The sequence below is a fragment of the Agrobacterium sp. OT33 genome (assembly GCF_017313365.1).
Classification (GTDB): Bacteria; Pseudomonadota; Alphaproteobacteria; order Rhizobiales; family Rhizobiaceae; genus Agrobacterium; species Agrobacterium rhizogenes_A.
The window spans coordinates 165,576-189,868 of record NZ_JAFLMZ010000009.1; the positions used below are offsets into that span (position 1 = coordinate 165,576).

The 24,293-nt window shown below is 60.9% G+C and carries 26 protein-coding genes and 1 tRNA gene; 20 read left to right on the forward strand and 7 right to left on the reverse strand.

The features are described 5' to 3' along the window. Positions 1-247 precede the first annotated feature (247 nt). From rpsF to rplI, 5 genes are all read left to right on the forward strand, one after another. Positions 248-709: a 30S ribosomal protein S6 gene (gene rpsF, locus JZX88_RS21080; RefSeq protein ID WP_003520723.1), complete on the forward strand. Its 462-nt coding sequence runs from the start codon at positions 248-250 to the stop codon at positions 707-709. Positions 710-725: 16 nt separating this feature from the next. Further along, positions 726-974, forward strand: coding sequence for a 30S ribosomal protein S18 (rpsR, locus tag JZX88_RS21085; RefSeq protein ID WP_003502063.1), 249 nt, complete (start codon positions 726-728; stop codon positions 972-974). Between the two features lie 10 nt (positions 975-984). Further along, a tRNA-Arg gene (locus JZX88_RS21090) sits at positions 985-1,076 on the forward strand. Between the two features lie 87 nt (positions 1,077-1,163). Continuing rightward, positions 1,164-2,138 (forward strand): DUF2232 domain-containing protein, encoded by a 975-nt coding sequence (locus tag JZX88_RS21095; RefSeq protein WP_206914612.1) that lies wholly within the window; start codon positions 1,164-1,166, stop codon positions 2,136-2,138. Between the two features lie 14 nt (positions 2,139-2,152). Continuing rightward, positions 2,153-2,728 (forward strand): 50S ribosomal protein L9, encoded by a 576-nt coding sequence (rplI, locus tag JZX88_RS21100; protein WP_065115311.1) that lies wholly within the window; start codon positions 2,153-2,155, stop codon positions 2,726-2,728. Between the two features lie 268 nt (positions 2,729-2,996). On the opposite strand, the gene JZX88_RS21105 is transcribed toward rplI, so the two are convergent. From JZX88_RS21105 to JZX88_RS21115, 3 genes are read right to left on the reverse strand one after another with little or no spacing between them, the layout of a single operon-like run. Further along, positions 2,997-4,064 carry an HlyD family secretion protein gene (locus JZX88_RS21105; RefSeq protein WP_065115310.1) on the reverse strand — a complete coding sequence of 356 codons (1,068 nt, stop codon included), beginning with the start codon at positions 4,062-4,064 and terminating at the stop codon, positions 2,997-2,999. Positions 4,065-4,083: 19 nt separating this feature from the next. Continuing rightward, a complete protein-coding gene (locus JZX88_RS21110; protein ID WP_206914613.1) occupies positions 4,084-5,829 on the reverse strand; it encodes an MFS transporter in 1,746 nt (581 codons plus the stop codon). Then, positions 5,826-6,281, reverse strand: coding sequence for a MarR family winged helix-turn-helix transcriptional regulator (locus tag JZX88_RS21115; RefSeq protein ID WP_065115308.1), 456 nt, complete (start codon positions 6,279-6,281; stop codon positions 5,826-5,828). The genes JZX88_RS21110 and JZX88_RS21115 overlap by 4 nt, the downstream gene beginning before the upstream one ends. Positions 6,282-6,593: 312 nt before the next feature. Here JZX88_RS21115 and JZX88_RS21120 point away from each other — a divergent pair, with 312 nt between their 5' ends. Beyond that, the gene (locus JZX88_RS21120; protein ID WP_065115307.1) at positions 6,594-8,090 is read left to right on the forward strand and encodes a replicative DNA helicase; all 1,497 of its coding nucleotides are present in this window, start codon (positions 6,594-6,596) and stop codon (positions 8,088-8,090) included. Between the two features lie 69 nt (positions 8,091-8,159). Here JZX88_RS21120 and JZX88_RS21125 read toward each other — a convergent pair whose 3' ends face one another. The 4 genes from JZX88_RS21125 to JZX88_RS21140 form a co-directional block, all read right to left on the reverse strand. Then, positions 8,160-9,854 (reverse strand): ABC transporter ATP-binding protein, encoded by a 1,695-nt coding sequence (locus JZX88_RS21125; protein ID WP_206914614.1) that lies wholly within the window; start codon positions 9,852-9,854, stop codon positions 8,160-8,162. A gap of 178 nt (positions 9,855-10,032) precedes the next feature. After that, positions 10,033-10,335 carry an AzlD family protein gene (locus tag JZX88_RS21130; protein ID WP_142855572.1) on the reverse strand — a complete coding sequence of 101 codons (303 nt, stop codon included), beginning with the start codon at positions 10,333-10,335 and terminating at the stop codon, positions 10,033-10,035. Next, the gene (locus JZX88_RS21135; protein WP_065115304.1) at positions 10,332-11,036 is read right to left on the reverse strand and encodes an AzlC family ABC transporter permease; all 705 of its coding nucleotides are present in this window, start codon (positions 11,034-11,036) and stop codon (positions 10,332-10,334) included. The genes JZX88_RS21130 and JZX88_RS21135 overlap by 4 nt, the downstream gene beginning before the upstream one ends. Positions 11,037-11,126: 90 nt before the next feature. Next, the gene (locus JZX88_RS21140; protein ID WP_206914615.1) at positions 11,127-11,984 is read right to left on the reverse strand and encodes an AraC family transcriptional regulator; all 858 of its coding nucleotides are present in this window, start codon (positions 11,982-11,984) and stop codon (positions 11,127-11,129) included. A gap of 84 nt (positions 11,985-12,068) precedes the next feature. On the opposite strand from JZX88_RS21140, the gene alr reads away from it, so the two are divergent. The 14 genes from alr to rarD all read left to right on the forward strand — a co-directional run bounded on the left by alr (position 12,069) and on the right by rarD (position 24,262). Then, the gene (gene alr / locus JZX88_RS21145; protein WP_206914616.1) at positions 12,069-13,244 is read left to right on the forward strand and encodes an alanine racemase; all 1,176 of its coding nucleotides are present in this window, start codon (positions 12,069-12,071) and stop codon (positions 13,242-13,244) included. Between the two features lie 65 nt (positions 13,245-13,309). Then, positions 13,310-13,579: a type II toxin-antitoxin system ParD family antitoxin gene (locus tag JZX88_RS21150; RefSeq protein ID WP_206914617.1), complete on the forward strand. Its 270-nt coding sequence runs from the start codon at positions 13,310-13,312 to the stop codon at positions 13,577-13,579. A 16-nt stretch (positions 13,580-13,595) separates the two neighbouring features. Continuing rightward, a complete protein-coding gene (locus JZX88_RS21155) occupies positions 13,596-13,886 on the forward strand; it encodes a type II toxin-antitoxin system RelE/ParE family toxin (RefSeq protein WP_142855570.1) in 291 nt (96 codons plus the stop codon). A 6-nt stretch (positions 13,887-13,892) separates the two neighbouring features. Then, positions 13,893-15,299 carry a DNA repair protein RadA gene (gene radA, locus JZX88_RS21160; protein ID WP_110759348.1) on the forward strand — a complete coding sequence of 469 codons (1,407 nt, stop codon included), beginning with the start codon at positions 13,893-13,895 and terminating at the stop codon, positions 15,297-15,299. 89 nt (positions 15,300-15,388) lie between these two features. Next, positions 15,389-15,976 (forward strand): CvpA family protein, encoded by a 588-nt coding sequence (locus JZX88_RS21165; RefSeq protein ID WP_003502039.1) that lies wholly within the window; start codon positions 15,389-15,391, stop codon positions 15,974-15,976. A gap of 139 nt (positions 15,977-16,115) precedes the next feature. After that, entirely contained in the window at positions 16,116-17,624 is a 1,509-nt protein-coding gene (gene purF, locus JZX88_RS21170; protein ID WP_065115299.1) for an amidophosphoribosyltransferase, read from the forward strand. Between the two features lie 145 nt (positions 17,625-17,769). Continuing rightward, entirely contained in the window at positions 17,770-18,528 is a 759-nt protein-coding gene (locus JZX88_RS21175; protein WP_110759349.1) for an SDR family NAD(P)-dependent oxidoreductase, read from the forward strand. A 218-nt stretch (positions 18,529-18,746) separates the two neighbouring features. Then, positions 18,747-20,132 carry a cysteine--tRNA ligase gene (cysS, locus tag JZX88_RS21180; RefSeq protein WP_206914618.1) on the forward strand — a complete coding sequence of 462 codons (1,386 nt, stop codon included), beginning with the start codon at positions 18,747-18,749 and terminating at the stop codon, positions 20,130-20,132. Positions 20,133-20,448: 316 nt separating this feature from the next. Then, positions 20,449-20,757: an endonuclease domain-containing protein gene (locus JZX88_RS21185; RefSeq protein ID WP_236773659.1), complete on the forward strand. Its 309-nt coding sequence runs from the start codon at positions 20,449-20,451 to the stop codon at positions 20,755-20,757. Further along, entirely contained in the window at positions 20,754-21,230 is a 477-nt protein-coding gene (locus JZX88_RS21190) for a GFA family protein (protein WP_206914619.1), read from the forward strand. Before JZX88_RS21185 ends, JZX88_RS21190 begins: the two co-directional genes overlap by 4 nt. Beyond that, complete coding sequence (locus tag JZX88_RS21195) at positions 21,227-21,688, forward strand: GFA family protein (RefSeq protein ID WP_065115293.1); 462 nt, start codon at positions 21,227-21,229, stop codon at positions 21,686-21,688. Before JZX88_RS21190 ends, JZX88_RS21195 begins: the two co-directional genes overlap by 4 nt. Then, positions 21,688-22,173, forward strand: coding sequence for a GFA family protein (locus JZX88_RS21200; protein WP_206914620.1), 486 nt, complete (start codon positions 21,688-21,690; stop codon positions 22,171-22,173). The genes JZX88_RS21195 and JZX88_RS21200 overlap by 1 nt, the downstream gene beginning before the upstream one ends. Continuing rightward, positions 22,170-23,126, forward strand: coding sequence for a prolyl aminopeptidase (gene pip / locus JZX88_RS21205; protein WP_110759357.1), 957 nt, complete (start codon positions 22,170-22,172; stop codon positions 23,124-23,126). The genes JZX88_RS21200 and pip overlap by 4 nt, the downstream gene beginning before the upstream one ends. A 227-nt stretch (positions 23,127-23,353) precedes the next feature. After that, a complete protein-coding gene (rarD, locus tag JZX88_RS21210; protein ID WP_110759359.1) occupies positions 23,354-24,262 on the forward strand; it encodes an EamA family transporter RarD in 909 nt (302 codons plus the stop codon). Positions 24,263-24,293: the final 31 nt, after the last annotated feature.

A 24,293-nucleotide genomic window follows, 5' to 3' on the forward strand; every position in this document is an offset into this window, starting at 1 on the left:
CAAAAATGGGTATAAGCGCGCTGTTCACAACACCCGGTCCAATTGGCTGGTGGCTGAACGGAGGGCTGGTTTCGGTGACGGAACAGCAGGAACCATAAGGTTTTTCCGGCCTCCCGTGTCTCCGCTCTCGACCGTCTCGAACAACGCTTTTCTTGCTTCAAGGCTTCACCGCCTCACCCAAGAGCAGTCGTTGAGGCTTAGCGCCGTTGCCGGGTGAAGGACGAAACGCAAGAAAGGCAAAGCTTAAATGGCTCTTTACGAACACATCTTCCTTGCCCGGCAGGATATTTCTGCCCAGCAGGTCGACGCACTTGTCGAGCAGTACAAGGGCGTTATCGAATCGTTCGGCGGCAAAGTCGGACGCATCGAGAACTGGGGTCTGAAGTCCCTCACCTACCGCATCAAGAAGAACCGCAAGGCTCACTACGCTCTCATGGACATCGACGCTCCGGCGGCCGCCATCCATGAAGTCGAGCGCCAGATGCGCATCAACGAAGACGTTCTTCGCTACATGACCATCGCCGTCGAAGCACACGAAGAAGGCCCGTCCGCGATGATGCAGAAGCGCGACCGTGACGACCGTCCGCGCCGCGATGGCGACCGTCCGGACCGTGGCCCGCGTGAAGATCGTGGCCCCCGCGCACCGCGCGAAGGTGGCTTCGGCGACCGCGAAGACCGTCCGCGCCGTCCGCGCGAAGACCGTGCATAAGAAGGAGTTTTGACCAATGGCTGACGCATCCTCTTCCCAGGCACGCCGCCCGTTCCACCGCCGTCGCAAGACGTGCCCCTTCTCCGGCGCAAACGCTCCGAAGATCGACTACAAGGACGTACGTCTGCTGCAGCGCTACATTTCCGAGCGTGGCAAGATCGTTCCGTCCCGCATCACGGCCGTTTCCCAGAAGAAGCAGCGCGAACTCGCCCAGGCGATCAAGCGCGCCCGCTTCCTCGGCCTGCTGCCCTACGTCGTAGCGTAATGAATTGAAGCGAGGCTGCGTTCCGGCGCGGCCTCGTTTTCTCCTTCGAAGCTACTGCCTTCTAAGCAGTAGGTTGAAGGTTTCCAAATCCTTCCGCGTTGGGCGCGGATCGATACCATAAAACCCATGTTGGGGATGAGGCTCTCAGGGGCGATCCTCTAACTGCTTTCGTTTCAGCAGGACAGCGAAGTGCAAAAGTTGAACCAGACAGTGCTGATTTCCGGCGTTCTCGCCGGCATATGCGCCGCGTTTTTGACGCTTGGCGCAACGGCACAGTCGTCCTTTTCCTTCCTGCTCTATGCCGGTTCCGCCATGCCGATCCTGATCGCAGGCATGGGCTGGGGCAACCGCGCCGCCATCGTCGCAATCATTACCGCGGCCATCATCGGCGCTCTCGTCATGTCGCCGCTGTTTGCGCTGACCATCGCCATCTTCACGCTGATCCCGGCGGGCTGGCTTTCGCATCTTGCCAATCTGGCGCGCCCGGCTTCCGAACTCGGCGGCCCGGACGATCTTCTCGCCTGGTATCCGCTCTCCGGCATCGTCCTGCACCTGTGCATTCTGGTCTCCCTCGCCGTTGTCATTCTCGGCTGGATGATCGGTTACGGTCCTGATCTCGTTGCCCGCATGGTCGATATCATGATGACCTCGGTGCAGAACCGCGAGCCGCTGTTCGAACCCAATGCCGAGGCGCTCGCCCAGACGAAATCGCTGCTGGTGCTGATGCTGCCGATCGTTCAGGGCGGCCTGTGGGTCATCCTTTTGTTTGCGGCCTATTATTTCGCGACCCGGCTGGTCGGCTCCTTCGGCAAGGGCCTTCGCCCGCGTGAGGATATTGCTTCCGCGCTGCGCATGCACCGCAACGCCATTTTCATTTTTCTGGCCGGCATCGTCGCCATGTTCCTCGGCGGCGTCGCGGCCATGGTCGGCGCGGTCATCTGCGGCACCTTCGGCGCGGGCTTCCTGATGGCGGGTTACGCCTCGCTGCACAAGCGCGCCCGCGGCAAGGACTGGCGTCTGCCGGTTCTCATTCTCGCATATCTCTCGGCGGTCTTTGTCTTTCCGCTGTTCATCATTCTCGTGTTCGGCCTGAGCGACGTGCGCAGCACGATCTCTCTTACTCCGACGCGGAAAACCGACAATACGAACGAAACCAAACCATAGAAAGGATCAAGAAGATGGACGTCATTCTTCTCGAACGCATCAACAAGCTCGGCCAGATGGGCGAAACCGTCAAGGTTCGCGACGGCTACGCCCGTAACTTCCTGCTGCCGCAGGGCAAGGCGCTGCGCGCCAACGCCGCCAACAAGGCCCGTTTCGAAACCGAGCGCGCAACGCTCGAAGCCCGTAACCTCGAGCGCAAGTCGGAAGCCCAGAAGGTTGCCGAGGCTCTGGAAGGCAAGTCCTTCATCGTCGTCCGTTCGGCTGGCGAAACCGGTCAGCTGTACGGTTCTGTTGCCGCCCGCGACGTCGTTGAAATCCTCGGCGCAGAAGGCTTCAACATCGGCCGTAACCAGGTTGAACTGAACACGCCGATCAAGACCATCGGCCTGCACAACGTTACCCTTCACCTGCATGCCGAAGTCGAGCTGCAGGTTGAGCTGAACGTTGCCCGTTCGGCTGAAGAAGCAGAACGCCAGTCCAAGGGTGAAAGCCTCACCTCCGCCGACGCCATCTACGGCGTTGACGAAGACGCGCTGCGTCCGGAAGACTTCTTCGATCCGGAAGCAGACCGCGACGGCGACGACGAATAAGATTTGGCTTAACGGTCAAAGGAAAACCCCGGATGGAGACATCCGGGTTTTTTGTTTGTTGGTTCGCGGAGAGTATGCGGAGAGGTTACCCCCCTCTGCCCTGCCGGGCATCTCCCCCTCAAGGGGGGAGATCGAATCGTGGCGACCGTTCGACCACCTCAACGTTGCGATTATGGCGATGTAGTCCCTCCTTGCCGATCTCCCCCCTTGAGGGGGAGATGCCCGGCAGGGCAGAGGGGGGTGCCTCTCGGCACACTCGACGACAAGACTACTTCGCCGCCGTCTCAGCCCCCTCCGGCGCCACGCTCTTGTCCACATGCACCACCACCGACATGCCCGGCGACAAATCCGCGGCGAGCGGCTGATCGGCATCGATGGCGATCCGCACGCCGAGGCGCTGGGCGATCTTCACGAAATTGCCCGTCGCATTGTCCGGCTTGATGACGGCGAATTCCGAACCCGTGGCGGGCGAGAACCGCTCCACATGGCCGGTAAGCTTGCGGCGATGCAGGGCATCCACCGAGATCGTCACCGGCTGGCCGACCTGCATGCCCGCAAGCTGGGTTTCCTTGAAATTGGCGATGACCCAGACATCATGCGGCACGACGGCCATCAATTGCGTTCCGGCGGTGACATATTGGCCGGTGCGCACGCCGACTTCGCCGAGCCTGCCGTCCACGGGCGCGTGGATTTCGGTATTGGCGAGGTCGATCTTGGTGAGTTCGACCGCGGCCTCGGCGTTGGCGACAGCGGCCTGCAGGGAGCTGCGGTTGACGATGATCGTCTGCAGATCCTGACGCGAGACCTCAAGGGCGGCTTTGGCCTGCGACAGCGATGCCCGCGCCTTTTCAAGCGCGGCGTGGGCCTCTTCCTGCAGGCTGGAGGTTCCGACCCCGCTTTTGATGAGATTATCCTGCCGGTCGGAGGCAAGCTGCGCCTGCTTCAGCGAGGCTTCGGCGCTGTCGACCGCCGCCTGACTGGAGAGGATGTTGGCATTGGCGGCATTTTCCTGCTGGCGGGAATTATCCAGCGCCGCCTTCTGCGTATCGAGCGTGGCAGCCGCCTGCGCCTGTTTCTGCCGGTAGATGCGGTCATCGATCTTCGCCAGCAGCGTGCCCTGCTTGACTTCCTGATAGTCCTTTACCGGGACATCCACGACATAACCGCTGACCTGCGGGCTCATGGTCGTGACGTAACCGCGCACAAAGGCGTTGTCGGTCATTTCGACGGTGGAGAGAAACGGCGGCAGCCGCCACGCATAAAGCACCAGCGCGACACCGGCGAGACCGCCGAGCAGCACGAGAATGGAAACGGGGGTAAAAAACTTCTTCAGCATTGTGTCACTCTTGGAAGGTTCAAGACTGTGGTGCCGGCGCGGCATCGATGTCACTCCGGAGGAGGAAGGGACGGATGCGCATCCAGGCAAGGTGGAGTAAAAGCGCGACAAGCGCCAGCGCCGAAACGACTGAGATCAGCAGGAAGGTGTCATTATAGGCCAGCACATAGGCTTCCCTGCTGACCTGCTGGCCAAGCAGCGCAAGCCCTTCTGCCTTCAGCAGCGCCGGATCGGTGATGACGTGGCTGTAGGCGCCGGAAAGCTGCGACACGCGCTGGGCAACCAGGGGATTGGTGAGCAGGATATTTTCCACCAGAACATTGGAATGGAACTTTTCACGCAGGGTCACGAAGCTGCCGAGCAGTCCCGTCATCAACATCGAACCCGTGATCTGCGTGAACAGGAAGATGGTGATGAAGTTCACCAGATAGGGCACGCCTCTGGCAAGTGCTGCGGCAAATCCCTTGGACATGACCGGGGGCAGGAACATGGCGGCGCCGAAGGCGATCATCATCTGGCTGAGATACATCTCAGCCGGCCGTGTCAGATTGGTGGACTGGCTGTCCATGAACGAACCGGCCGCAATCAGCGTCAGCGCGATCACATGGGCCGTATCGACATATTTCGTCAGCATCAGCCAGGCGCAGGCCGCACCGCCAAGCACGGTGGCCAGCAGCACCAGCGCATAAAGCGTGGTGGTCTGGTCGTTCAGCAGGCCGAGCTGCTGGTAGAAGCTGACCGCCGTGGAGGATTGCTCGGAGGAAACGGCGCGGTAGACGAGCAGCACCGCAATGATATGCAGATTGGTTTTCGAGAAAATCCAGCGCAGGTCGAGCAGCGGGTTCTTGCGTGGCAGTTCGATGAAGGCCATGAGGGTCAAAAGTGCGATCGACGTTGCCAGAAGCACGCCCAGCCACCACGTTTCGAACCACCAGTAGAACCGGCCGAGCGTCAGCATGACCGCGAGACAACCGAGGCCGCCCGCAAACAGCAGATAGCTTAAGATATCCATACGCTCGATGACTTTCGCACGCGGCGGTGGCGTAACCTTGAGGACGTAGATCATCGCGAAGGAAATCAGCGCAAATCCCACTTCCATGGAATAAAGCGCGTTCCAGCCGTCGATTTCCAGCAGGGAGGGCGAGACGATACGCGCGATCGGCGCCGACAGCAGCGTGCCGGTCAGCGCGATGCTGAAACCGAGCGAGAATTTCCGTGCCGGCGGAAAGGCCTCCAGAATATAGAGAAAGCCCAGCGAGGAAATCGGCGCCGCCGCCATGCCGCTGACGAAGCGGATGACGATGGCCGAATGCAGGTCGGTCACGAACAGGTTGAGACAGGAAGCGACCACAAAGGCGATGATCGAGAGTTCGGCAAAGGGCCGCAGGCCATATTGCGCCCTGATCTTGAAGAGCGCGATGGAAAACGTGGCATAGGGCGCCATATAGGCGGCGGAAAGCCAGGCCACTTCGGCCACCGTGGCGGAGAACTCGCCCTGCAACTGGTAGATATTGGCCATGACGAGGTTCATGCCCAGACCCTGGGTAATGAAGAATGACAGGCCCGCAAAGATGAAACACAGTCTCAGCCATACCGGCCGCTCAACCGGCTGCGGCGCAGCCGCTGCGGCAGGTTCCGGCGCAGTCGCATCGCCATCGGCGTCGCTCACCGTCCGAGAGGCAGCTACAGCGTCTTCAGGCCCGGCGGCGGGCACATCTTTTTCGGAAACCGCCTCGTCCGTGGCCTGCGGCAAGACAGTGCTCACGACTGCGCCCTCCCCGCCGCGAGATTTTGCAGATTGGCCGAAAGACGGCGCATCACATCAAGCGCCATCGCCAGATCCTGCGAGGAGATGTCGGCGGTGATTTCCGAACGCAGCGTCTTTGCCACCGCCTGCACCGTGCCGGAGGTCTTCTCACCTTCTTCCGTCATGTGGATGCGTTTGGCGCGGCGGTCGTTTTCGTCGGAGCGGCGTTCGATGAGGTTCTGTTTCTCCATGCCGTCGAGCACCCGCACCAGCGTCGGGGTTTCGATTTCCATTTCCTCGGCAAGCTCCGTCTGCGTCAGCGGCCCCCGTCGCGACAGGGCAAAAAGCGCACGCGCACGCGCAAGCGTCAGCCCGCTTTCCCCTACCCGCGCATCAAAAAACGCGCGCAGCTTGCGGGTAAAAGCGGAAACCTCATCGAGAAGCTGTTCCTTGTCGGTTTCGCGAGACATTCCAAGTAAGCCTTATAATTAGCACACTACTTATTTTCTGCCTATTTATTCGCAAGCCTGACGATTTTCAAGTTTCTTTCATGCCGGGTCTGCCATGCGGTAAACTCATGGCAGCGAATCACGTTGCCGGAAAATCCCGGCGCCCTGTCCCCGCCCCGCCTGTGGATTGCTGGGGACAACTGAAGATGTGATCCAGCTTTACAGAGCGGACGTCAGCCTGCCGCATAGTGTTGCAACAATATCATTGACTGCCATGCCCCAGGAAGCCAAACCCGAAGTGTAAGGACAAGGCAAAGGGAGATCGCGCAAACCATGAACGACGCTGTGAGAAAGATCACCCCCGCGCAACCGGCGGAACCGCACTACCGCGAAGCGCCGAACAATATCGAGGCCGAACAGGCGCTGCTCGGCGCCATCCTCGTCAACAACGACGCCTATTATCGCGTGTCGGACTTCCTGAAGCCGGTGCATCTGTATGAGCCCCTGCATCGCAAGATCTTCGAGGTGGCGGGCGATATCATCCGCATGGGCAAGACCGCCAATCCGGTGACGATCAAGACCTTCCTGCCGGCCGACGACAAGATCGGCGACCTGACGGTGGCGCAGTACCTCGCACGTCTGGCCGCTGAAGCCGTATCGATCATCAACGCGGAAGATTACGGCCGCGCGATCTATGATCTGGCGCTGCGCCGCGCGCTGATCCAGATCGGCGAGGATGTCGTCAACATCGCCTATGACGCGCCGCTCGACATGCCGCCGCAGGCGCAGATCGAAGACACTGAACGCCGCCTGTTCGAACTGGCGGAAACCGGCCGTTACGACGGCGGTTTCCAGTCCTTCAACGATGCCGTGGCGCTGGCGATCGACATGGCGGGCGCGGCCTTCGAACGCGACGGCAATCTCTCCGGCATTTCCACCGGCATTCATTCGCTCGACGCCCGCATGGGCGGGTTGCAGCGTTCCGACCTTATCGTGCTTGCCGGTCGTCCGGGTATGGGCAAGACCTCGCTTGCGACCAACATCGCCTACAACATCGCAGCCTCTTACGAGCAGGAAGTGCAGCCGGACGGGTCGTACAAGGCCAAGAACGGCGGCGTCGTCGGCTTCTACTCCCTCGAAATGTCGTCCGAACAGCTGGCGACCCGTATCATCTCCGAGCAGACGGAAGTGTCCTCCTCGAAAATCCGCCGTGGTGACATCACCGAGTCCGACTTCGAAAAACTCGTCGCCTGCAGCCAGATGATGCAGAAGGTGCCGCTTTACATCGACCAGACCGGTGGCATCTCCATCGCCCAGCTGTCCGCCCGCGCCCGCCGCCTGAAGCGCCAGCGCGGCCTCGACGTGCTTGTTGTCGACTACGTTCAGCTGATGACCGGCTCCGGCAAGAGCGGCGAAAACCGCGTACAGGAAATCACCCAGATCACCACGGGCCTCAAGGCGCTGGGCAAGGAACTCAACGTCCCGATCATCGCACTGTCACAGCTCTCCCGTGCGGTGGAAAGCCGCGAAGACAAGCGTCCGCAGCTTTCCGACCTGCGTGAATCCGGCTCCATCGAGCAGGACGCCGACGTGGTGCTGTTCGTGTTCCGTGAGGAATATTACGTCAAGAACATGGAGCCGCGCGATCCCGCAGACCCGAAATATGCCGAATGGGAAGCCCTGTTCGACAAGGTGAAGGGCACGGCCGACGTCATCATCGCCAAGCAGCGTCACGGACCGACCGGCACGGTGAAACTCGCCTTCCAGTCCGAATTCACCCGCTTCGCCGACCTGGCCGACCCGTCCTTCAGCCAGTACGAAGAGCATTGACACACGGCCACACAGGCTATCGCTGAAAGAACACCGCCCCGTCCGGTTTCAGGATGGGGCGGAATCATTTCAATGGCTTGGCACCGACGTCTCAGAAGCCGATTCATCCAGTGCCCTGCCTGATAAAGCGACGACCTGATCGCCTGTGCGGATGCTGCTCTGGCGGTGGGTGATGGCGATGATGGTGATATCGCTGTCGACCCGTCTTAACTGGTCCATGATTTCCCGCTCCGTCTCCTCGTCCAGCGCCGAACTTGCCTCATCGAGCAGCAGAATGGACGGTTCGCCATAAAGCGCGCGGGCAATCGCAACCCGCTGACGTTCGCCGCCGGAGAGCTTCAGCCCCCTTTCGCCGACAATCGTATCGAAACCTTCCGGCATCGCCTCTATCCGGTCGAATATGGCGGCGCGCTCGGCCGAGCGGCGCAGTTTTTCCTCATCCAGCACCCGCCCAAGCACGATATTGCTGCGCAACGTATCGTTCAGCAATTGCACCTCCTGCGGAACAATGCCGGCAACGGCAAACCAGTCGTCCCGGCCGATGGCGGTCAGGTCGGTGCCATCGATGGTGATGCGACCGGATTGCGGCGCCATGGTTTTCTGCAGAAGCCGGAAGAGTGTCGATTTTCCGGAGCCGGTCTCGCCGGTGATGAAGGTCAGACGTCCCGGCGCTGCAGTGAAAGAAACACCTTCGACGCCGCGACCGTTTTCGTAGCGAAAACCCACCTGATCAAACTCAATCGCCTTGCCCGACAGCTGCAGCGGGCGGGTGTTTGGAAATTCCTCCTCTGCTGGCTCGTTCCACATGCGGGCATAGGGCGCGAATTGGGCGAAGGATCGGACCGCCTCGCTGATCGATTGCCCGATCAGTTCAAAAGGCATGTTGAGCTGAAGCAGAAGCGTGTTGAAGAGAACGATATCGCCTATCGAGAGATCTCCCGCCTCATGGCGCGGCAACAGCAGATAAAAGCCGATGACCATCTGCACGACGAGTGCAAGCGAGATGGTGAAGACAAAGCCGATCCGCCGCAGGGAATAAAGCCGCCAGTTCCGATAGATCGAGCCTGCATTGTCCGCGAACCGGCGTTTCATCCATGCAGTGCTGCCCGTGTGCCGCAAAGGCTCGATCATGCCGATGGCATTGCCGACAAAACCGGCATTCCCCTGCCCGGCTTCAATGGCCTTTTCCAGAAAAGGCGTGGTCAGGCGGTTCGAGGCAAGCGTAAGCGCGATGAAGGCCGCGCCATAGACAATGACGATGGCGACCAGATCCGCACTGAGGACAGTTCCCAGCAACAGCGTGCTGAACAGAAACGTGGCGATGCCCGGAACGAAATAAATAAGGCCGATCTGCATGATCGCCGAGGCGGCCGAAGCGCCCCTTGTCTGCGCAGCCTGAATCTCCGCCGGGTTGTGATCGTTGAAGAACGACGGATGTTTATGGACGATGCGCTCGAAGAAGCGCGTCGTCGCGACATATTCCAGCCGTTCCGAATGGATGACCGACATATATTGCGTGGAGCGCTGAATACCCGTCGCCAGTGCCATCAGGCCCGCATAGAGCGAAAAACCGAGCATCCATTGCAGCGGCGCGTCCGGCAGATCGTCGATCAGGCGGGAAAACACATAGGGACCGGCGGTGGCGAGAACAGAGCCGAGCAGGATCGTCAGCAGCAAAAAGGTGATGGACGGCCATGACGTCTTCAGGTCTTCGGCATAGATTCGGGAAAGCGGTCCGAATGCAACTTCACGATTGCCTGTCATCACTCTCTCCCGCCCGGCGCTGCTTGAAAGATACGGCAGGCATTGGATAACGGCTTGGAAGCGCTCACTCAAGTCCGGGTTATCGTCGTCCGTTCACATTCAATATTCCGCATGGAATGAATTTGCGCCCCGTCCGGTTCCCGACGCGGAATCTTTTCAACGCTTTGACAGGATTGTCTCACAATCCGATTCCGCGCAGCAGCGCCACGGCCGCGACACCGAGCGTGGCGGCGGGCAGAAGGCTGAGGCGCAGCGCCACGACGGCGGTGATTGCGCAGGCGATGGTTTCCGCCGGCCCGGTGGCAAGCGCCGTCGGGGTGACCACGGCCATCAGGACGGCGGGAGGAACCACGCCGAGCGCCTTTTTCAGGCGCGGCGTCAGGGTAAAATGACTGACCAGCAACAGGCCGCCAAGCCGGGTGGCGACGGTTGCCGCCATCATGGCGAGGATCGTCAGCAGGGTATTCGGGTCGAGCGTCATGCCGGCTGCTCCGCCCGCTCCCCATGGCCGAAGGCGGCGACGGCAAGCCCGGCCAGCGCGCCGGCGGCAATGTACCAGGCGCCGGGAACCAGCGCGTGGGTGAGACAGGCAGCGGACGCGCTTGCCAGAAGCACGAAGCCGGTTTCCCTGCCCTTCCAGAAGCCCATGAGCAGGACGATGAAGACCGCGGGAAAGGCAAAGTCGAGACCGATGACCGACATATCCCCCACGACAGAACCGAGTAGTGCGCCGGCAAGGGTCGCAAGGTTCCAGACGAGATAGATCGACAGCGCCGCGCCGGTGAAGAATGCCGCCGTCAACCTGCCGGCGATGACGCGGAATTCTGACAATGCCCAGGATTCATCCGTCAGCACCAGCATGGCCGCATATTTCCGCCAGCCCCTGAAGTCATCCAGCTTACCGGCAATGGAGGCGCTCATCAGCACATGGCGCAGATTGACCAGCAGCGCCGCAAAGCCGAGCGCGCTCCAGCTTGCCGGGTGCGTCCATAAATCCATCGCCACGAATTGCGAGCCGCCGGCAAAGACCAGGAGCGACATCAGCGAGGCTTCGAGCGGCGACAGGCCCTTGCCAATGGCAACCGCACCGAACACCACGCCAATCGGCACCATGGCGACCAGCAATGGGGCAGCAGCCCTCAGCCCCGCGGTAAATTCGGCGCGTTTTTCCGATATGGACATCGCATTCTCCCTTTCAGAAGAGAGCGATTACGCCCGGGATGCCGTCCGGTCTTGAACGAAAGTGACATCGAGAAGGAAAGGTGCGCGGAATCACGCCGCCCGGAACTGCCCCGGCGTTATGCCGGTACGCGCCTTGAAATGCCGGGTGAAATGCGCCTGATCGGCAAAACCGCACATCGCCGCCACCTCGGCCGGTGTCTCACCGGCGCGCAGGAGGCTCCGCGCCCTGCGGATGCGTACATCCGTCAGATAGGCATGCGGCGTGATATGAAATTCCCTGCGAAAGGCACGGATGAGATGCGCGCGGCTGAGGCCGGCGATGGCGGCCAGCTCCTCAAGGCCGATATCGGTTTCATAGTGGTCGTAAAGATAGTCCCGGGCGGCATGGACCGCCGTTCTTTCACGGGTTTCCACAGGCAGGATGATGGCGCTGCCGTGCCGGCCGAACAGGGTGGCAAGAACCGAAAACATGCCCTCATCCGCTTCCAGCGCGCCGGATTTCGCCTCCAGCCGCCGATGCGCCACCTGAAAGGCGGCGGCCATCTGCGGATCGCGCGGCAGGAATTTCGGGAAAGACGGCGTGCCGTGAAAAGCCCTGCCCGTCACATCCTCGATAACGTCGCGCAGCAGCGCCGTGTCGGGATAGATCATCCGGTAACGATAACCGCCGCCGCCCGGCGCGCCGTCATGTATCTCGTCCGGATTGATGAGATAGAGATGCCCCGGCCCTGTCTGTTCCGTGGTTCCCTGGATGGTGGAAATCTGCGAGCCGCTTTCGATCGCACCGATCGAGAAGGTATCATGCGCGTGCGGCGAATATTCATGGGTGAGAAACGTCGCACTCAGGCACTCCATGCCGCCGAAACGCCCGTCACGCCAGAAACGCGTGGTTTCCGTCGCGGCAATCGGCATGGCATCTATGGCCTGTTCCTGCGAAACATTGTGCATGAACGAAGTTTAGAGCATTCCATCCTTACCGTCTTGAACAAAAGTGCTAGGGTTCCGGCAGTTCCCATCAACCGGACGCATGGCATGACAGACGACTTCGAAGAGACTTTCGCCGAAACAGAAACCGACGCTTTCGAGCACGCACCGTTGAGGCTGACCGTCGATCTTGGCGCGCTGGCCGATAACTGGCGGGACATGAAGAAGCGGTCTGGCAAGGCGCGGACGGCGGCTGTCGTCAAGGCCGATGCTTACGGCCTCGGTATCGAGGATTGCGGCGCCACCCTGTACCATGCCGGTGCGCGGGATTTCTTCGTGGCGACGGTGGCCGAGGGCGCAACGCTGCGCTCCTATGCCCCGGAAGCGCGCATCTTCGTGCTCTCAGGAATCTGGCAGGGCCAGGAACGGCAGGTCTTCGACAATGATCTGGTGCCGGTGCTGGCATCCGAGGAGCAGCTGTCCTTCTGGATGGCGACGGTGGCCGAGCGTGGCGACCACCCTTGCGCGCTGCATGTCGATACCGGTTTCAATCGCCTCGGGCTGCCGCTCGACGACGCCCTGTTTCTCGCCGACGACGTGACAAGGCCGGCGAGTTTCGATCCGGTTCTGGTTCTGTCGCATCTCGCCTGTGCCGACACGCCCTCCTCGCCGATGAACAGAGCCCAGCTCGAATCATTCCGGAAGGTTAGCGCCGCTTTTGAAGGCATCGAATCAAGCCTCTCGGCTTCCGCCGGCATCTTTCTCGGCCCCGACTATCACTTTGACCTCACCCGCCCCGGCATCGCCCTTTATGGCGGCGAAGCGGTCAACGACCTGGCCAACCCCATGCGGCCTGTCGCGAGAGCCGAGGCGCGGATCATCCAGATACGCGAGGCGGGTGAAGGCCAGACCGTCAGCTATGGCGGCAGCTTCCTGCTGAAGCGTGCAAGCCGGCTTGCCATCGCATCCGTCGGATATGCGGACGGATACCAGCGTTCGCTCTCGGGTTCAGGCATTCCCCTGCGTGAAATGGGCCATGGCGGCGCCTATGGCGTGGTCAACGGTCACAGGGTGCCGGTGGCTGGCCGCGTGACCATGGACCTCACCATCTTTGACGTCACGGACGTGCCGGCAAATGCCATTCGCAGCGGCGACTATATCGAGCTTTTTGGTCCCAACGTACCGGTCGACGAGACCGCACGGGCGGCCGGCACCATCGGCTACGAGATGCTGACGGGGCTTGGCCTGCGCTACGAGCGGCAATATCTGATGGCCGACGACTGAGAGCTGCCTTTAGCTCTTGGAAAGCCGACGTGACCTGTGCTAAAAGAGAACAAAAGGAGATCGAAATGCCCGAAATCCATTTGAGCGAGCAGGACGAAAAGTTCATCGAGGAGCAGGTGGCGGCGGGCGTTTACAGCGACGCGGACGCGGTTATCCATGCGAGCCTGCAATTGATGAGCAGTGATGAGGGTAAAAGAGCCGCGCTTCAGTTGCTGATCCGGGAGGGCATCGACGACGCCGAGGCGGGCCGGGTTCACCGTTACGCCTCACAGGACGAGTTTCTGGCCGATATAAAAAGAGTTTCCGCGCAGCAAAAAACGGGGACCGGCCATTAAAATCCGGACTCCAACCTTGACCACGCGCGCAAGGCGCGACCTTGCCGAAGACCACGCCTATATCGAGGCTGAGAATCCCCTTGCGGCTGATCGCTTCGCCCTCGATATCTTCAATAAAATCGAATCGATAGCGGCACTGGGCTTATCCGGTATCTCAAGAAGCGAATATGGAGCCGGGCTTCGCAGCATCGCTTATCGTGAGCGCGTCATTTTCTTTCGTGTCGACAAGAATGAGCTTACCGTTCTGCGCGTTCTGCATGGCCATCAAGACATTTCCGCCAAAGATTTCAAACAAGAAGAAAACTGATAGAAGATGGCAAAAGCCAAGACCCAATTCGTGTGCCAGAACTGCGGCACGGTTCACACCCGCTGGGCGGGAAAATGCGAAGGCTGCGGCGAATGGAATACCATCGTCGAGGAAGACCCGATGGGCGGCATCGGCTCCGGGCCGGGCAAGACGCCAAAAAAGGGCCGGCCCGTCACGCTCACCTCGCTTTCCGGCGAGATCGAGGAAGCGCCGCGTATTCCGACCGGCATCGGCGAGCTGGACCGGGCGACCGGTGGCGGTTTCGTGCGCGGTTCAGCCGTCCTGATCGGCGGTGATCCGGGCATCGGCAAATCGACTCTTTTGATGCAGGCCGCAGCGGCCCTCTCCCGGCGCGGACACCGCATCATCTATGTCTCGGGTGAAGAGGCGGTGGCGCAGGTGCGTCTGCGCGCCCAGCGTCTCGGGGCTGCGGAAACCGATGTGCTGCTGGCGGCGGAAACCAATGTCGAGGATATTCTGGCGACGATTTCCGAGGGCAAGCGGCCCGATCTCGTCATCATCGATTCCATCCAGACGCTGTGGAGCGATACGGCCGATTCCGCCCCCGGCACGGTGACACAGGTGCGCACCGGCGTGCAGGCGATGATCCGTTTCGCCAAGCAGACGGGCGCGACCATGGTACTGGTCGGTCATGTCACCAAGGAAGGCCAGATCGCCGGTCCGCGCGTGGTCGAGCACATGGTCGATGCCGTGCTTTATTTCGAAGGCGACCGAGGTCATCACCACCGCATCCTGCGCACCGTCAAGAATCGCTTCGGGCCGACCGATGAAATTGGTGTGTTCGAAATGTCGGATCGCGGCCTCAGGGAAGTCTCCAATCCCTCCGAACTGTTTCTCGGCGAGCGCAACGAAAAATCGCCAGGCGCTGCGGTTTTTGCCGGCATCGAAGGCACGCGACCCGTGCTTGTCGAAGTGCAGGCGCTGGTCGCTGCCACTTCGCTGGGTACGCCGCGCCGCGCCGTGGTCGGCTGGGACAGTTCGCGCCTCGCGATGATTCTCGCCGTGCTGGAGGCCCATTGCGGGGTGAAGCTTGGCCAGCATGATGTCTATCTGAATGTTGCCGGCGGCTACCGCATTTCCGAACCGGCCGCCGATATGGCGATTGCCTCGGCGCTGGTTTCCTCGCTTGCCGGTCTTGCCCTGCCCGCTGATTGCGTTTATTTCGGCGAAATCAGCCTGTCAGGCGCGGTGCGACCCGTCTCGCATACGGGCCAGCGATTGAAAGAAGCTGAAAAACTCGGCTTTTCCGCCGCACTTCTGCCTTCTGCTTCGGCTGAATTGCCGAAAGGCGGCAAGGGACGCTGGACGGAAATCGAAAGCCTTCCGGACCTCGTGGCCCGCATCGCCGGCTCCGGCAACCGGTTCAAACAGGTTGAGGACGACGAATATTGATCCTTTCGCCAAGGGAAACAGTGGTGTAAGAGGATCGCAAAATTGGCAAGGCAGCGTCTGACAAGGCGTCGCACCTCCGGAGTTGGTATATGCCCATTACAATTTTCGACGGCATCGTCATCGCCGTTGTTCTTTTCTCCGCCATTCTCGCGATGGTCCGCGGCTTCTCCCGCGAAATTCTGTCGATCGCGAGCTGGGCCGGTTCGGTGGCCGCCGCCTATTATCTTTATCCGGTTCTGCTGCCCTATGCGCGCAACTATACCGATGACGACAAGATCGCCATTGCCGGTTCGGCAGGCGTCGTTTTCCTCGTCTCGCTGATCGTGATTTCCTTCATCACCTCGCGTATTGCCGATTTCATCATCGACAGTCGCATCGGCGCGCTGGATCGCACGCTCGGTTTCCTGTTCGGCGCGGCGCGCGGCATCCTGCTGCTCGTCGTCGCGGTCGCCTTCTGGAACTGGCTGGTGGATGTGAAGACGCAGCCGGAATGGGTGACGCAGGCGAAGTCCAAGCCCTTCCTCGACGGGCTGGTGGGCAAGCTGGAAGCGGTTCTGCCTGACGATATCGAGCCGCAGATCCGCGCCCGTATCCTTGGAAAACCGCAGGAACCGACGACGACGCAGGCGCCTGCGGAAGATGTGCCGGCAACAAATCCGCCAGCAACGAATAATTGACACGAGGGTGCGCCTTGCAATGCATGCAAGGCGCGCTATTTGTGCTAAATATCAAGCACGACACAGACGGACCGACCGGGGGAAATACTCACCGGAGAGGTCTTTCTTTTTTTCTCGGTAGAGAGCAAGGGCAAGCCGGATGATTGAGCCGCTTTCGCATTCCCCGTTCCCTGGGGCCACTTTCAAGGAAGAGATCGACGGCGACACGCTGCATGAAGAATGCGGCGTGTTCGGCATTCTCGGCCATGCCGATGCGTCTGCGCTGACCGCTCTCGGCCTGCATGCGCTCCAGCATCGCGGCCAGGAAGCGGCGGGCATCGTCTCCTTCGATGGCAAGCGCTTCCATCAGGAACGCCATATGGGCCTCGTCGGCGATCATTATACCGATCCCGCAACCCTTGCCCGCCTGCCCGGCTCCATCGCCATTGGCCACACGCGTTACTCCACGACCGGCGAAGTGGCGATGCGCAACGTGCAGCCGCTGTTTGCCGAGCTGGAAGAAGGCGGCATTTCCATTGCCCATAACGGCAATTTCACCAACGGCCTGACGCTGCGCCGCCAGATCATCGCCACCGGCGCCATCTGTCAGTCGACGTCGGATACCGAAGTCGTCCTTCACCTCATCGCCCGCTCACGCCACTCCTCCACCGCCGATCGTTTCATCGATGCCATCAGGCAGATGGAAGGCGGTTATTCGATGCTGGCGATGACGCGCACCAAGCTGATCGCCGCACGTGACCCTATCGGCATCCGCCCGCTGGTCATGGGCGAACTGGACGGCAAGCCGATCTTCTGCTCGGAAACCTGCGCTCTCGATATCATCGGCGCGAAATTCGTGCGCGACGTTGAGAACGGCGAAGTCATCATCTGCGAAATCCAGCCTGACGGTTCGATCACCATCGATGCGCGCAAGCCTTCAAAGCCACAGCCGGAGCGCCTCTGCCTGTTCGAATATGTCTATTTCGCCCGTCCCGATTCCGTCGTCGGCGGCCGCAACGTCTATACGACGCGCAAGAACATGGGCATGAACCTTGCCAAGGAAGCCCCGCTTGAGGCCGACGTCGTGGTCCCGGTTCCCGATGGCGGCACGCCGGCAGCACTCGGTTTTGCGCAGGAAAGCGGTATTCCCTTCGAATACGGCATTATCCGCAACCACTATGTCGGCCGCACCTTCATCGAGCCGACGCAGCAGATCCGCGCTTTCGGCGTCAAGCTGAAGCACTCCGCCAACCGGGCGATGATCGAAGGCAAGCGCGTGGTGCTGGTGGATGATTCCATCGTGCGCGGCACGACCTCGGTGAAGATCGTGCAGATGATCCGTGAGGCCGGCGCCAAGGAAGTTCATATCCGCGTTGCCAGCCCGATGATCTTCCATCCGGATTTCTACGGCATCGACACGCCGGACGCAGACAAGCTGCTCGCCAACCAATATGCCGATGTCGAGGCGATGGCGAAATATATCGGTGCCGATTCGCTGGCCTTCCTGTCCATCGACGGGCTTTACCGTGCGGTGGGCGGCGAAAACCGCAACCCGGCGCGTCCGCAGTTCACGGACCACTATTTCACCGGCGATTATCCGACCCGCCTTCTCGACAAGAACGGCGAGGCCATGGGCAGCAAGATTTCCATGCTGGCCAGCAACGGCTGATACGCCCCAGACAGAGCGGCCATCCGGCTTCCGGTGGCCGCTTTTTTCTTGCCTTTTGTTCAGGCCCTCGCATGCGACGATATGATCGCTTGCGAAAGGCCGCCGGCGCTTCGTAGAAGGAAGCGCAATCATTTCGGGGGAGACAATGACTATCGATCTCAAGGGGACTATCGATCTCAAGGGCCGCATCGCTCTCGTCACCGGCGCTTCGCGCGGCATCGGCTATTTCACGGCGCTGGAACTCGCCAGGGCCGGCGCGCATGTCATCGCCTGCGCCCGCACGGTGGGCGGTCTTGAGGAGCTGGACGATGCCATCAAGGCCGTCGGCGGCACCGCGACGCTGGTTCCCTTCGATCTCTCCGACATGAAAGCCATCGATGCGCTGGGTGCGAATATTTTCGAGCGCTGGGGCAAGCTCGATATTCTCGTCGCCAATGCCGGCGTTCTCGGCGTGATCTCGCCGGTTGGCCATATCGAGGCGAAAGTCTTCGAAAGGGTCATGAACATCAATGTCACCGCCACCTGGCGGCTGATCCGCTCGGTCGAGCCGCTGCTGTTGAAATCCGATGCCGGCCGCGCGCTGATCCTGTCCTCGGGCGCCGCCCATAGCTGTCGCCCCTTCTGGGGTGTCTATTCCACCTCCAAGGCGGCAGTCGAAGCGCTGGCCCGCACCTGGGCGGCGGAAACGCAGAAGAGCGCGCTTCGCGTCAACAGCATCAATCCCGGCGCGACGCGCACGGCGATGCGTGCGCAGGCCATGCCCGGCGAAGACCCGGCCACCGTGCCGCATCCATCGGAGGTGGCCGCGGCCATTCTTCCGCTCGCCTCGCCCGATCTCACCGAAACCGGCAAACTCTTCCTTGTGCGCGAAGGAAAGTTCGTGGATTACCGCCAGCCGGAGTGAATATTTTCCGCTCCGGGCAGCGATAAGGCCACCACGGTTGCTCTTGACCGGGCCGCACCGCCGCGCCATAAAGCAAGATATGAGAACGATGATCTGCACCTGCTGCTGAGATTTTTTTTTGCTGGTTCGCCACCGGCCAGATCGTTTTCGTCTCCCGCAAGGTCAAGAAAGATAAACGTTCCGGCCAGGATAATATTCTGCCTTTAGGGAACTGCCGCATGTCCTTGCGCCTGAAATTTCATAATACACTCACACGCGAAAAAGCGGAGTTCGTGCCGATCGACGCGGACAATGTGCGCATGTATGTCTGCGGCCCGACGGTCTATGATTTTGCCCATATCGGCAATGCGCGCCCGGTCATCGTTTTCGATGTTCTCTACCGGCTGCTGCGCCACGTCTTTGGCGAAGACCATGTGACCTATGCCCGCAACATCACCGATCTCGACGACAAGATCAACGCGCGTGCGTTGCGCGACTATCCGCATCTGCCTCTGAACGAGGCCATCCACGCGGTGACGAAAAAAACCGCCGACCAGTTCCACGACGATGTGGCCATGCTCGGCTGCCTTCCGCCGACGGTCGAACCGCGCGCCACCGATTATATTGCCGAGATGATCGATCTCATCGAAAAACTGATCGCCCGCGGCCATGCCTATACGGCGGGCGGCGAGGTGCTGTTCGACACCCGCTCGATGGCCGATTACGGCCAGCTTTCGAAGCGGCCGCTGGACGAGCAGCAGGCCGGTGCGCGCGTGGCGGTGGAAGCCCACAAGAAGACCCCCGGCGATTTCGTGCTGTGGAAACTGTCCTCGCATAACGAACCGGGCTGGGAAAGCCCCTGGGGCCGTGGCCGTCCGGGCTGGCACATCGAATGCTCGGCCATGGCCGGTCGTTACCTCGGCGAAGTGTTCGACATTCACGGCGGCGGGCTCGACCTCATCTTCCCGCATCATGAGAACGAGATCGCGCAATCGCGCTGCGCCAACGGCACGCATGTCATGGCCAATGTGTGGATGCATAACGGCTTCGTGCAGGTGGAAGGCCGCAAGATGTCGAAGTCCGAGGGCAACTTCGTGACGATCTACGAATTGCTGCACACGGAGAAATTCGGCGGCCGGACATGGCCGGGCGAGGTTCTGCGCCTTGCCATGCTGATGACGCATTACCGCGAGCCGATCGATTTTTCGGTGAAGCGTCTGGAAGAGGCTGAACGCCTGCTGGCCAAGTGGCCAGCGGCCGATGCCGCCGATGCCGCGCCGGATGAAACCGTGCTCGAGGCGCTTGCCGACGATCTCAACACGGTTGCCGCCGTGCAGGCGCTGCACGCGCTGGCCCACGCCGCCAATACCGATCCATCCAAACTGCCGGCCTTTGCGGCCAGCGCCGCACTGCTCGGTGTCCTGCCGAAGAAAGCGGAAGTGGACGAGGCCATCGTTTCGGCTGTCGATGCGCTGGTGCAGCTGCGTCTGGAAATGCTGAAGGCGAAGAACTTCGCGGAGGCGGATCGTTTGCGCGATGAGCTTTCCGAGAAGGGCATTCAGCTGAAGGATGGCAAGGACAAGGAGACCGGGGAGCGGACGACGACGTGGGAGATTAAGCGGTAATTTGCTGCTGCGGCTTGCGGTTTACCCCCCTCTGCCCTGCCGGGCATCTCCCCCTCAAGGGGGGAGATCGATCTGCGGCAAGGTCTCGCCCATCTCAACGTTTGCGAATGAAGTGGCGGTAGCGCCTCCTGCTGATCTCCCCCCTTGAGGGGGAGATGCCCGGCAGGGCAGAGGGGGGTAAGCCCCACGACACGCCCTTGCTTTCGACCACACCATACTCCAATCTCGCGGTACCCCATCAAGCCGCGAGCATCCCGTGCCCCACGCCAAGGTCAATCCTCAACATCGGTCACATGCCCGACAGATGCGAAAGGCCATGACCGACGCCGAACTGAGGTTCTGGAACGCCGTCCGTGCTCATCGCCTAGACGGCCTCTCTTTCAGACGTCAGCTACCGGTTTGCGGATACATCGTTGATTTCGCCTGCCCGTCGCATAAGATCGTCGTCGAACTGGACGGGTTTCAGCACGCGGACGACGCTGCGGCAGCCTATGACCTGCACAGAACGCAGGCACTCGAGGAACTTGGCTGGACCGTCCTCCGCTTCTGGAACGACGATATCATGAGCGACATCGACAATGTCTGTCTCCACATCATCCGAACGGTAAAGGAGAACCAACCATGACCACCCATACCGGCGGATGCCAGTGCGGCGCGATCCGTTTTCGCGCTACCGGCGATCTGAAAGACAGTTCGATCTGTCATTGCCGCATGTGCCAGAAAGCGTTCGGGGCCTATTACGCGCCGCTGGTTTCGGTGCGTGGCGTGGAATTTGAATGGACCCGGGGAGAGCCGAAGCGCTTCCAGTCCTCCAGCGTCGTCAAGCGCGGCTTCTGCCCGGAATGCGGCACGCCTTTGACCTATGAGGCGCCGGATGGCGTGGCGGTGGCCGCCGGTGCGTTTGACGATCCCGCGGCACTGCCGCCGACCATTCAGTGGGGTGTGGAGCGCAAGATCGATTTCGTCGACAGCATCCACAAGCTGCCGGCCGTTCCCACGGAAGACGACCTGACCTCGGTGGACTATCTCACCAACCTGATCTCCTATCAGCATCCCGACCACGACACCGAAAGCTGGCCACCGGAGAACAGAAAATGAGTGAAGCGGGCTTTTCCGGCGGCTGCCAGTGCGGCGCCGTGCGTTTTCACGCGGGCAAGCTTGGCCGGGCCTCCATCTGCCATTGCCGCATGTGCCAGAAACATTTCGGCAATTTCTTCGGCGCGCTGGTCAGCGCCGATCAGGCGCATCTGGCCTGGACACGCGGCCAGCCCGCCCTCTTCCGCTCCTCGGCAAAAATCCATCGCGGTTTCTGCAACAAATGCGGCACGCCGCTGACCTATCATTATCCCGGCGGCGTGGAGATCGCCATCGGCGCTTTCGATGAGCCGGAGCGTATCGAGCCGCAGGTGCAGGTCAATTTCCACAAGCGCATGCCGTGGATCGAGCAGCTTTTCAGCAAGCCGGCGGTGGAACAGGGCGTCGACGAGGCGGAGATCACCTCCTATCAGCACCCGGATCACGACACGCAGGTATGGCCTCCGGAAGAAGGCCGCTGATGGACGAACTGACGGGCTTTTCCGGCGGATGCCAGTGCGGCGCGGTGCGTTACCGGATCAAGGGCGGCTTGCGTTATCCGCATCTGTGCCATTGCCGCATGTGCCAGAAGGCGTCGGGCAATTATTTCATGCCGCTTGCGGCAAGCACCCCGGAACTCTTCGAAATGACCCGCGGCGAGGCATCATGGTTCCAGTCCTCCGACCATGTGCGCCGCGGTTTCTGCGGTCGTTGCGGCACGCCGCTCTTTTATGACATGCCGGGGGCCGATTTCATCAACATTACCCTCGGTTCGCTGGACGAGCCGCAGCGGGTAAAACCCGAGGCGCAGTCCAATCTTGCCGGCAAGATGCACTGGTTCGCCGAGCTTGACGGCTTGCCGGTCGAGCCGGAACCTGCAACGGATGACGCGCCCGCGCCGGTGAACAGCCGGCAGCATCCGGACCACGACACGGCCAAATGGCCACCAGAGGATAGTGACACATGACAGAAGAATTGCGCGGCTTTTACCCCGAGATCGAACCTTTCGAGACCGGTATGCTCGATGTCGGCGACGGCCACACGATCTATTGGGAACGGGTGGGCACACGCGGTGCGAAGCCGGCGGTTTTCCTGCATGGCGGCCCGGGCGGCGGGGTCAATCCCACGCATCGCCGGGTTTTTGATCCCGCGCTTTACGACGTCATCCTGTTCGACCAGCGCGGCTGCGGCCGTTCCACGCCGCATGCGGAGCTGGAAGCCAACACCACCTGGCATCTCGTTGCCGATATCGAAAGGCTGCGCGCGCTTTGCGGTTTTGAAAAATGGCTGGTTTTCGGCGGTTCCTGGGGTTCGACGCTGGCGCTCGCCTATGCCGAGACCCATCCGGACCGCGTCAGCGAACTGGTCCTGCGCGGCATCTACACCGTCACCAGGCCGGAACTGGACTGGTACTACCAGTTCGGCGTTTCCGAAATGTATCCCGACCGCTGGGAAAATTTCATCGCGCCTATCCCGCAAGCCGAACGCGGCGAGATGATGCAGGCCTATAACCGCTATCTTACCGGCACCGACGAGGCAAAGAAGCTCGAATGCGCCAAGGCATGGAGCCAGTGGGAAGGTGCGACCATCGCGCTCGTTACCGATACCGACCGTGTCGAGGATTTCGGCGAGGATAAATACGCCATCGCTTTCGCCCGCATCGAGAACCACTTTTTCGTCAATGGCGGCTGGCTGGAGGAAGGGCAATTGCTGCGCGACGCCGGCAAGCTGAAAGATATTCCCGGCGTCATCGTGCATGGACGTTATGACATGCCCTGCCCGCTGAAATATGCCTGGCAACTGGCCAAGGCCTGGCCGAAGGCGGATTTCCACATCATCGAGGCAGCCGGACACGCGATGAGCGAGCCGGGCATTCTTGACCAGCTGATTCGCGCAAATGATCGTTTTGCGGGGAAATAACCAGCCCGTTCAACCGGTTGCAGAGGCCGGATGAGACAATGATTCAAACCGGATTCACGCTGGACCTGCCGGCGTGAATCCCCTGTCGGTCGCGACTGAAGCCCGTTTCGCGGGCAAAACGCCCTTTATTCATGCAGTTTTTCTCATGAACCCTTCACGGAAATGAATTGGCTCCCGTCAAGCCGATCCGCTATGAAGGAACTATCCCAACGATTGGTGGTACTCCCATGGCACTCGACAAAACGCTCCCGGCCCAAGAGGGCGGCGATAGCGCGCGCGGTTTTGCTTTCGCGCTCTCCGCTTATCTGCTGTGGGGCTTTCTCCCCTTTTACATGAAGGCGGTCGCGCATATTTCGCCGATCGAAGTCATCGTGCATCGCGTCATCTGGTCGGTGCCGATCGCGGCGGTCGTGCTGATCGCGCTCGGGCGCACGGCGGAAATCCGCACGGCACTGAAAACCCCGAAAATGCTGGCCATGGCCAGCCTTACCGCCGCCCTCATCAGCATCAACTGGGGTGTCTATATCTGGTCGATCGGCGCCGGCCGCGCGCTTGACGCCGCACTTGGCTATTTCATCAATCCGCTGTTCAGCATCTTCCTTGGCGCAGTGCTGCTGAAGGAAAAGCTCTACCCGGCGCAGATTGCCGCCATCAGCCTCGTGGCGGTGGCGGTGGCGATCCTCACCTGGCACGCCGGCAGCCTGCCCTGGGTCTCCATCGCTCTGACTGTCTCGTGGGGCTTTTACGCTTTCTTCCGCAAGACATTGCCGATCGGCGCGACGCAGGGCTTCCTGCTGGAAGTCATGCTGCTGTCCATCCCCGCCGTGCTGGTCATGATCTGGCTTGCCTTCAGTGGACAGGCGCATTTCATGGGCGGCAATTCCGCAGACACATGGCTTCTGGCCGCAAGCGGCGTGATCACCGCCGTTCCCCTCATTCTCTATGGCAATGGCGCAAAACTGCTGCGGCTGTCGACCATCGGCATCATGCAATATATCGCGCCGACGATGATCTTCCTCATCGCCATCTTCATCTTCAAGGAACCCTTCGACATGGTGCGGATGGCGGCGTTTGCGATGATCTGGGTGGCGCTGGCGATCTATACCGGCTCGAGCCTGATGCGGCTCAAGCGATAATCTGGCTTTTCCCCTCATTCCTGTGCCCGTC

Excerpts from the sequence above, each read along its gene's own strand:
- purF (WP_065115299.1), top strand. The coding sequence starts at position 16,116 with ATGATTGAGCCGCTTTCGCATTCCCCGTTCCCTGGGGCCACTTTCAAG.
- JZX88_RS21115 (WP_065115308.1), bottom strand. The coding sequence starts at position 6,281 with ATGTCTCGCGAAACCGACAAGGAACAGCTTCTCGATGAGGTTTCCGCT.
- rpsR (WP_003502063.1), top strand. The coding sequence starts at position 726 with ATGGCTGACGCATCCTCTTCCCAGGCACGCCGCCCGTTCCACCGCCGT.
- JZX88_RS21125 (WP_206914614.1), bottom strand. The coding sequence starts at position 9,854 with ATGACAGGCAATCGTGAAGTTGCATTCGGACCGCTTTCCCGAATCTAT.
- cysS (WP_206914618.1), top strand. The coding sequence starts at position 18,747 with ATGTCCTTGCGCCTGAAATTTCATAATACACTCACACGCGAAAAAGCG.
- rarD (WP_110759359.1), top strand. The coding sequence starts at position 23,354 with ATGGCACTCGACAAAACGCTCCCGGCCCAAGAGGGCGGCGATAGCGCG.
- JZX88_RS21200 (WP_206914620.1), top strand. The coding sequence starts at position 21,688 with ATGGACGAACTGACGGGCTTTTCCGGCGGATGCCAGTGCGGCGCGGTG.
- JZX88_RS21150 (WP_206914617.1), top strand. The coding sequence starts at position 13,310 with ATGCCCGAAATCCATTTGAGCGAGCAGGACGAAAAGTTCATCGAGGAG.
- JZX88_RS21175 (WP_110759349.1), top strand. The coding sequence starts at position 17,770 with ATGACTATCGATCTCAAGGGGACTATCGATCTCAAGGGCCGCATCGCT.
- JZX88_RS21185 (WP_236773659.1), top strand. The coding sequence starts at position 20,449 with ATGACCGACGCCGAACTGAGGTTCTGGAACGCCGTCCGTGCTCATCGC.
- JZX88_RS21130 (WP_142855572.1), bottom strand. The coding sequence starts at position 10,335 with ATGACGCTCGACCCGAATACCCTGCTGACGATCCTCGCCATGATGGCG.
- alr (WP_206914616.1), top strand. The coding sequence starts at position 12,069 with ATGACAGACGACTTCGAAGAGACTTTCGCCGAAACAGAAACCGACGCT.
- JZX88_RS21135 (WP_065115304.1), bottom strand. The coding sequence starts at position 11,036 with ATGTCCATATCGGAAAAACGCGCCGAATTTACCGCGGGGCTGAGGGCT.
- rpsF (WP_003520723.1), top strand. The coding sequence starts at position 248 with ATGGCTCTTTACGAACACATCTTCCTTGCCCGGCAGGATATTTCTGCC.
- rplI (WP_065115311.1), top strand. The coding sequence starts at position 2,153 with ATGGACGTCATTCTTCTCGAACGCATCAACAAGCTCGGCCAGATGGGC.
- JZX88_RS21165 (WP_003502039.1), top strand. The coding sequence starts at position 15,389 with ATGCCCATTACAATTTTCGACGGCATCGTCATCGCCGTTGTTCTTTTC.
- JZX88_RS21140 (WP_206914615.1), bottom strand. The coding sequence starts at position 11,984 with ATGCACAATGTTTCGCAGGAACAGGCCATAGATGCCATGCCGATTGCC.
- pip (WP_110759357.1), top strand. The coding sequence starts at position 22,170 with ATGACAGAAGAATTGCGCGGCTTTTACCCCGAGATCGAACCTTTCGAG.
- JZX88_RS21195 (WP_065115293.1), top strand. The coding sequence starts at position 21,227 with ATGAGTGAAGCGGGCTTTTCCGGCGGCTGCCAGTGCGGCGCCGTGCGT.
- JZX88_RS21120 (WP_065115307.1), top strand. The coding sequence starts at position 6,594 with ATGAACGACGCTGTGAGAAAGATCACCCCCGCGCAACCGGCGGAACCG.
- JZX88_RS21190 (WP_206914619.1), top strand. The coding sequence starts at position 20,754 with ATGACCACCCATACCGGCGGATGCCAGTGCGGCGCGATCCGTTTTCGC.
- radA (WP_110759348.1), top strand. The coding sequence starts at position 13,893 with ATGGCAAAAGCCAAGACCCAATTCGTGTGCCAGAACTGCGGCACGGTT.
- JZX88_RS21105 (WP_065115310.1), bottom strand. The coding sequence starts at position 4,064 with ATGCTGAAGAAGTTTTTTACCCCCGTTTCCATTCTCGTGCTGCTCGGC.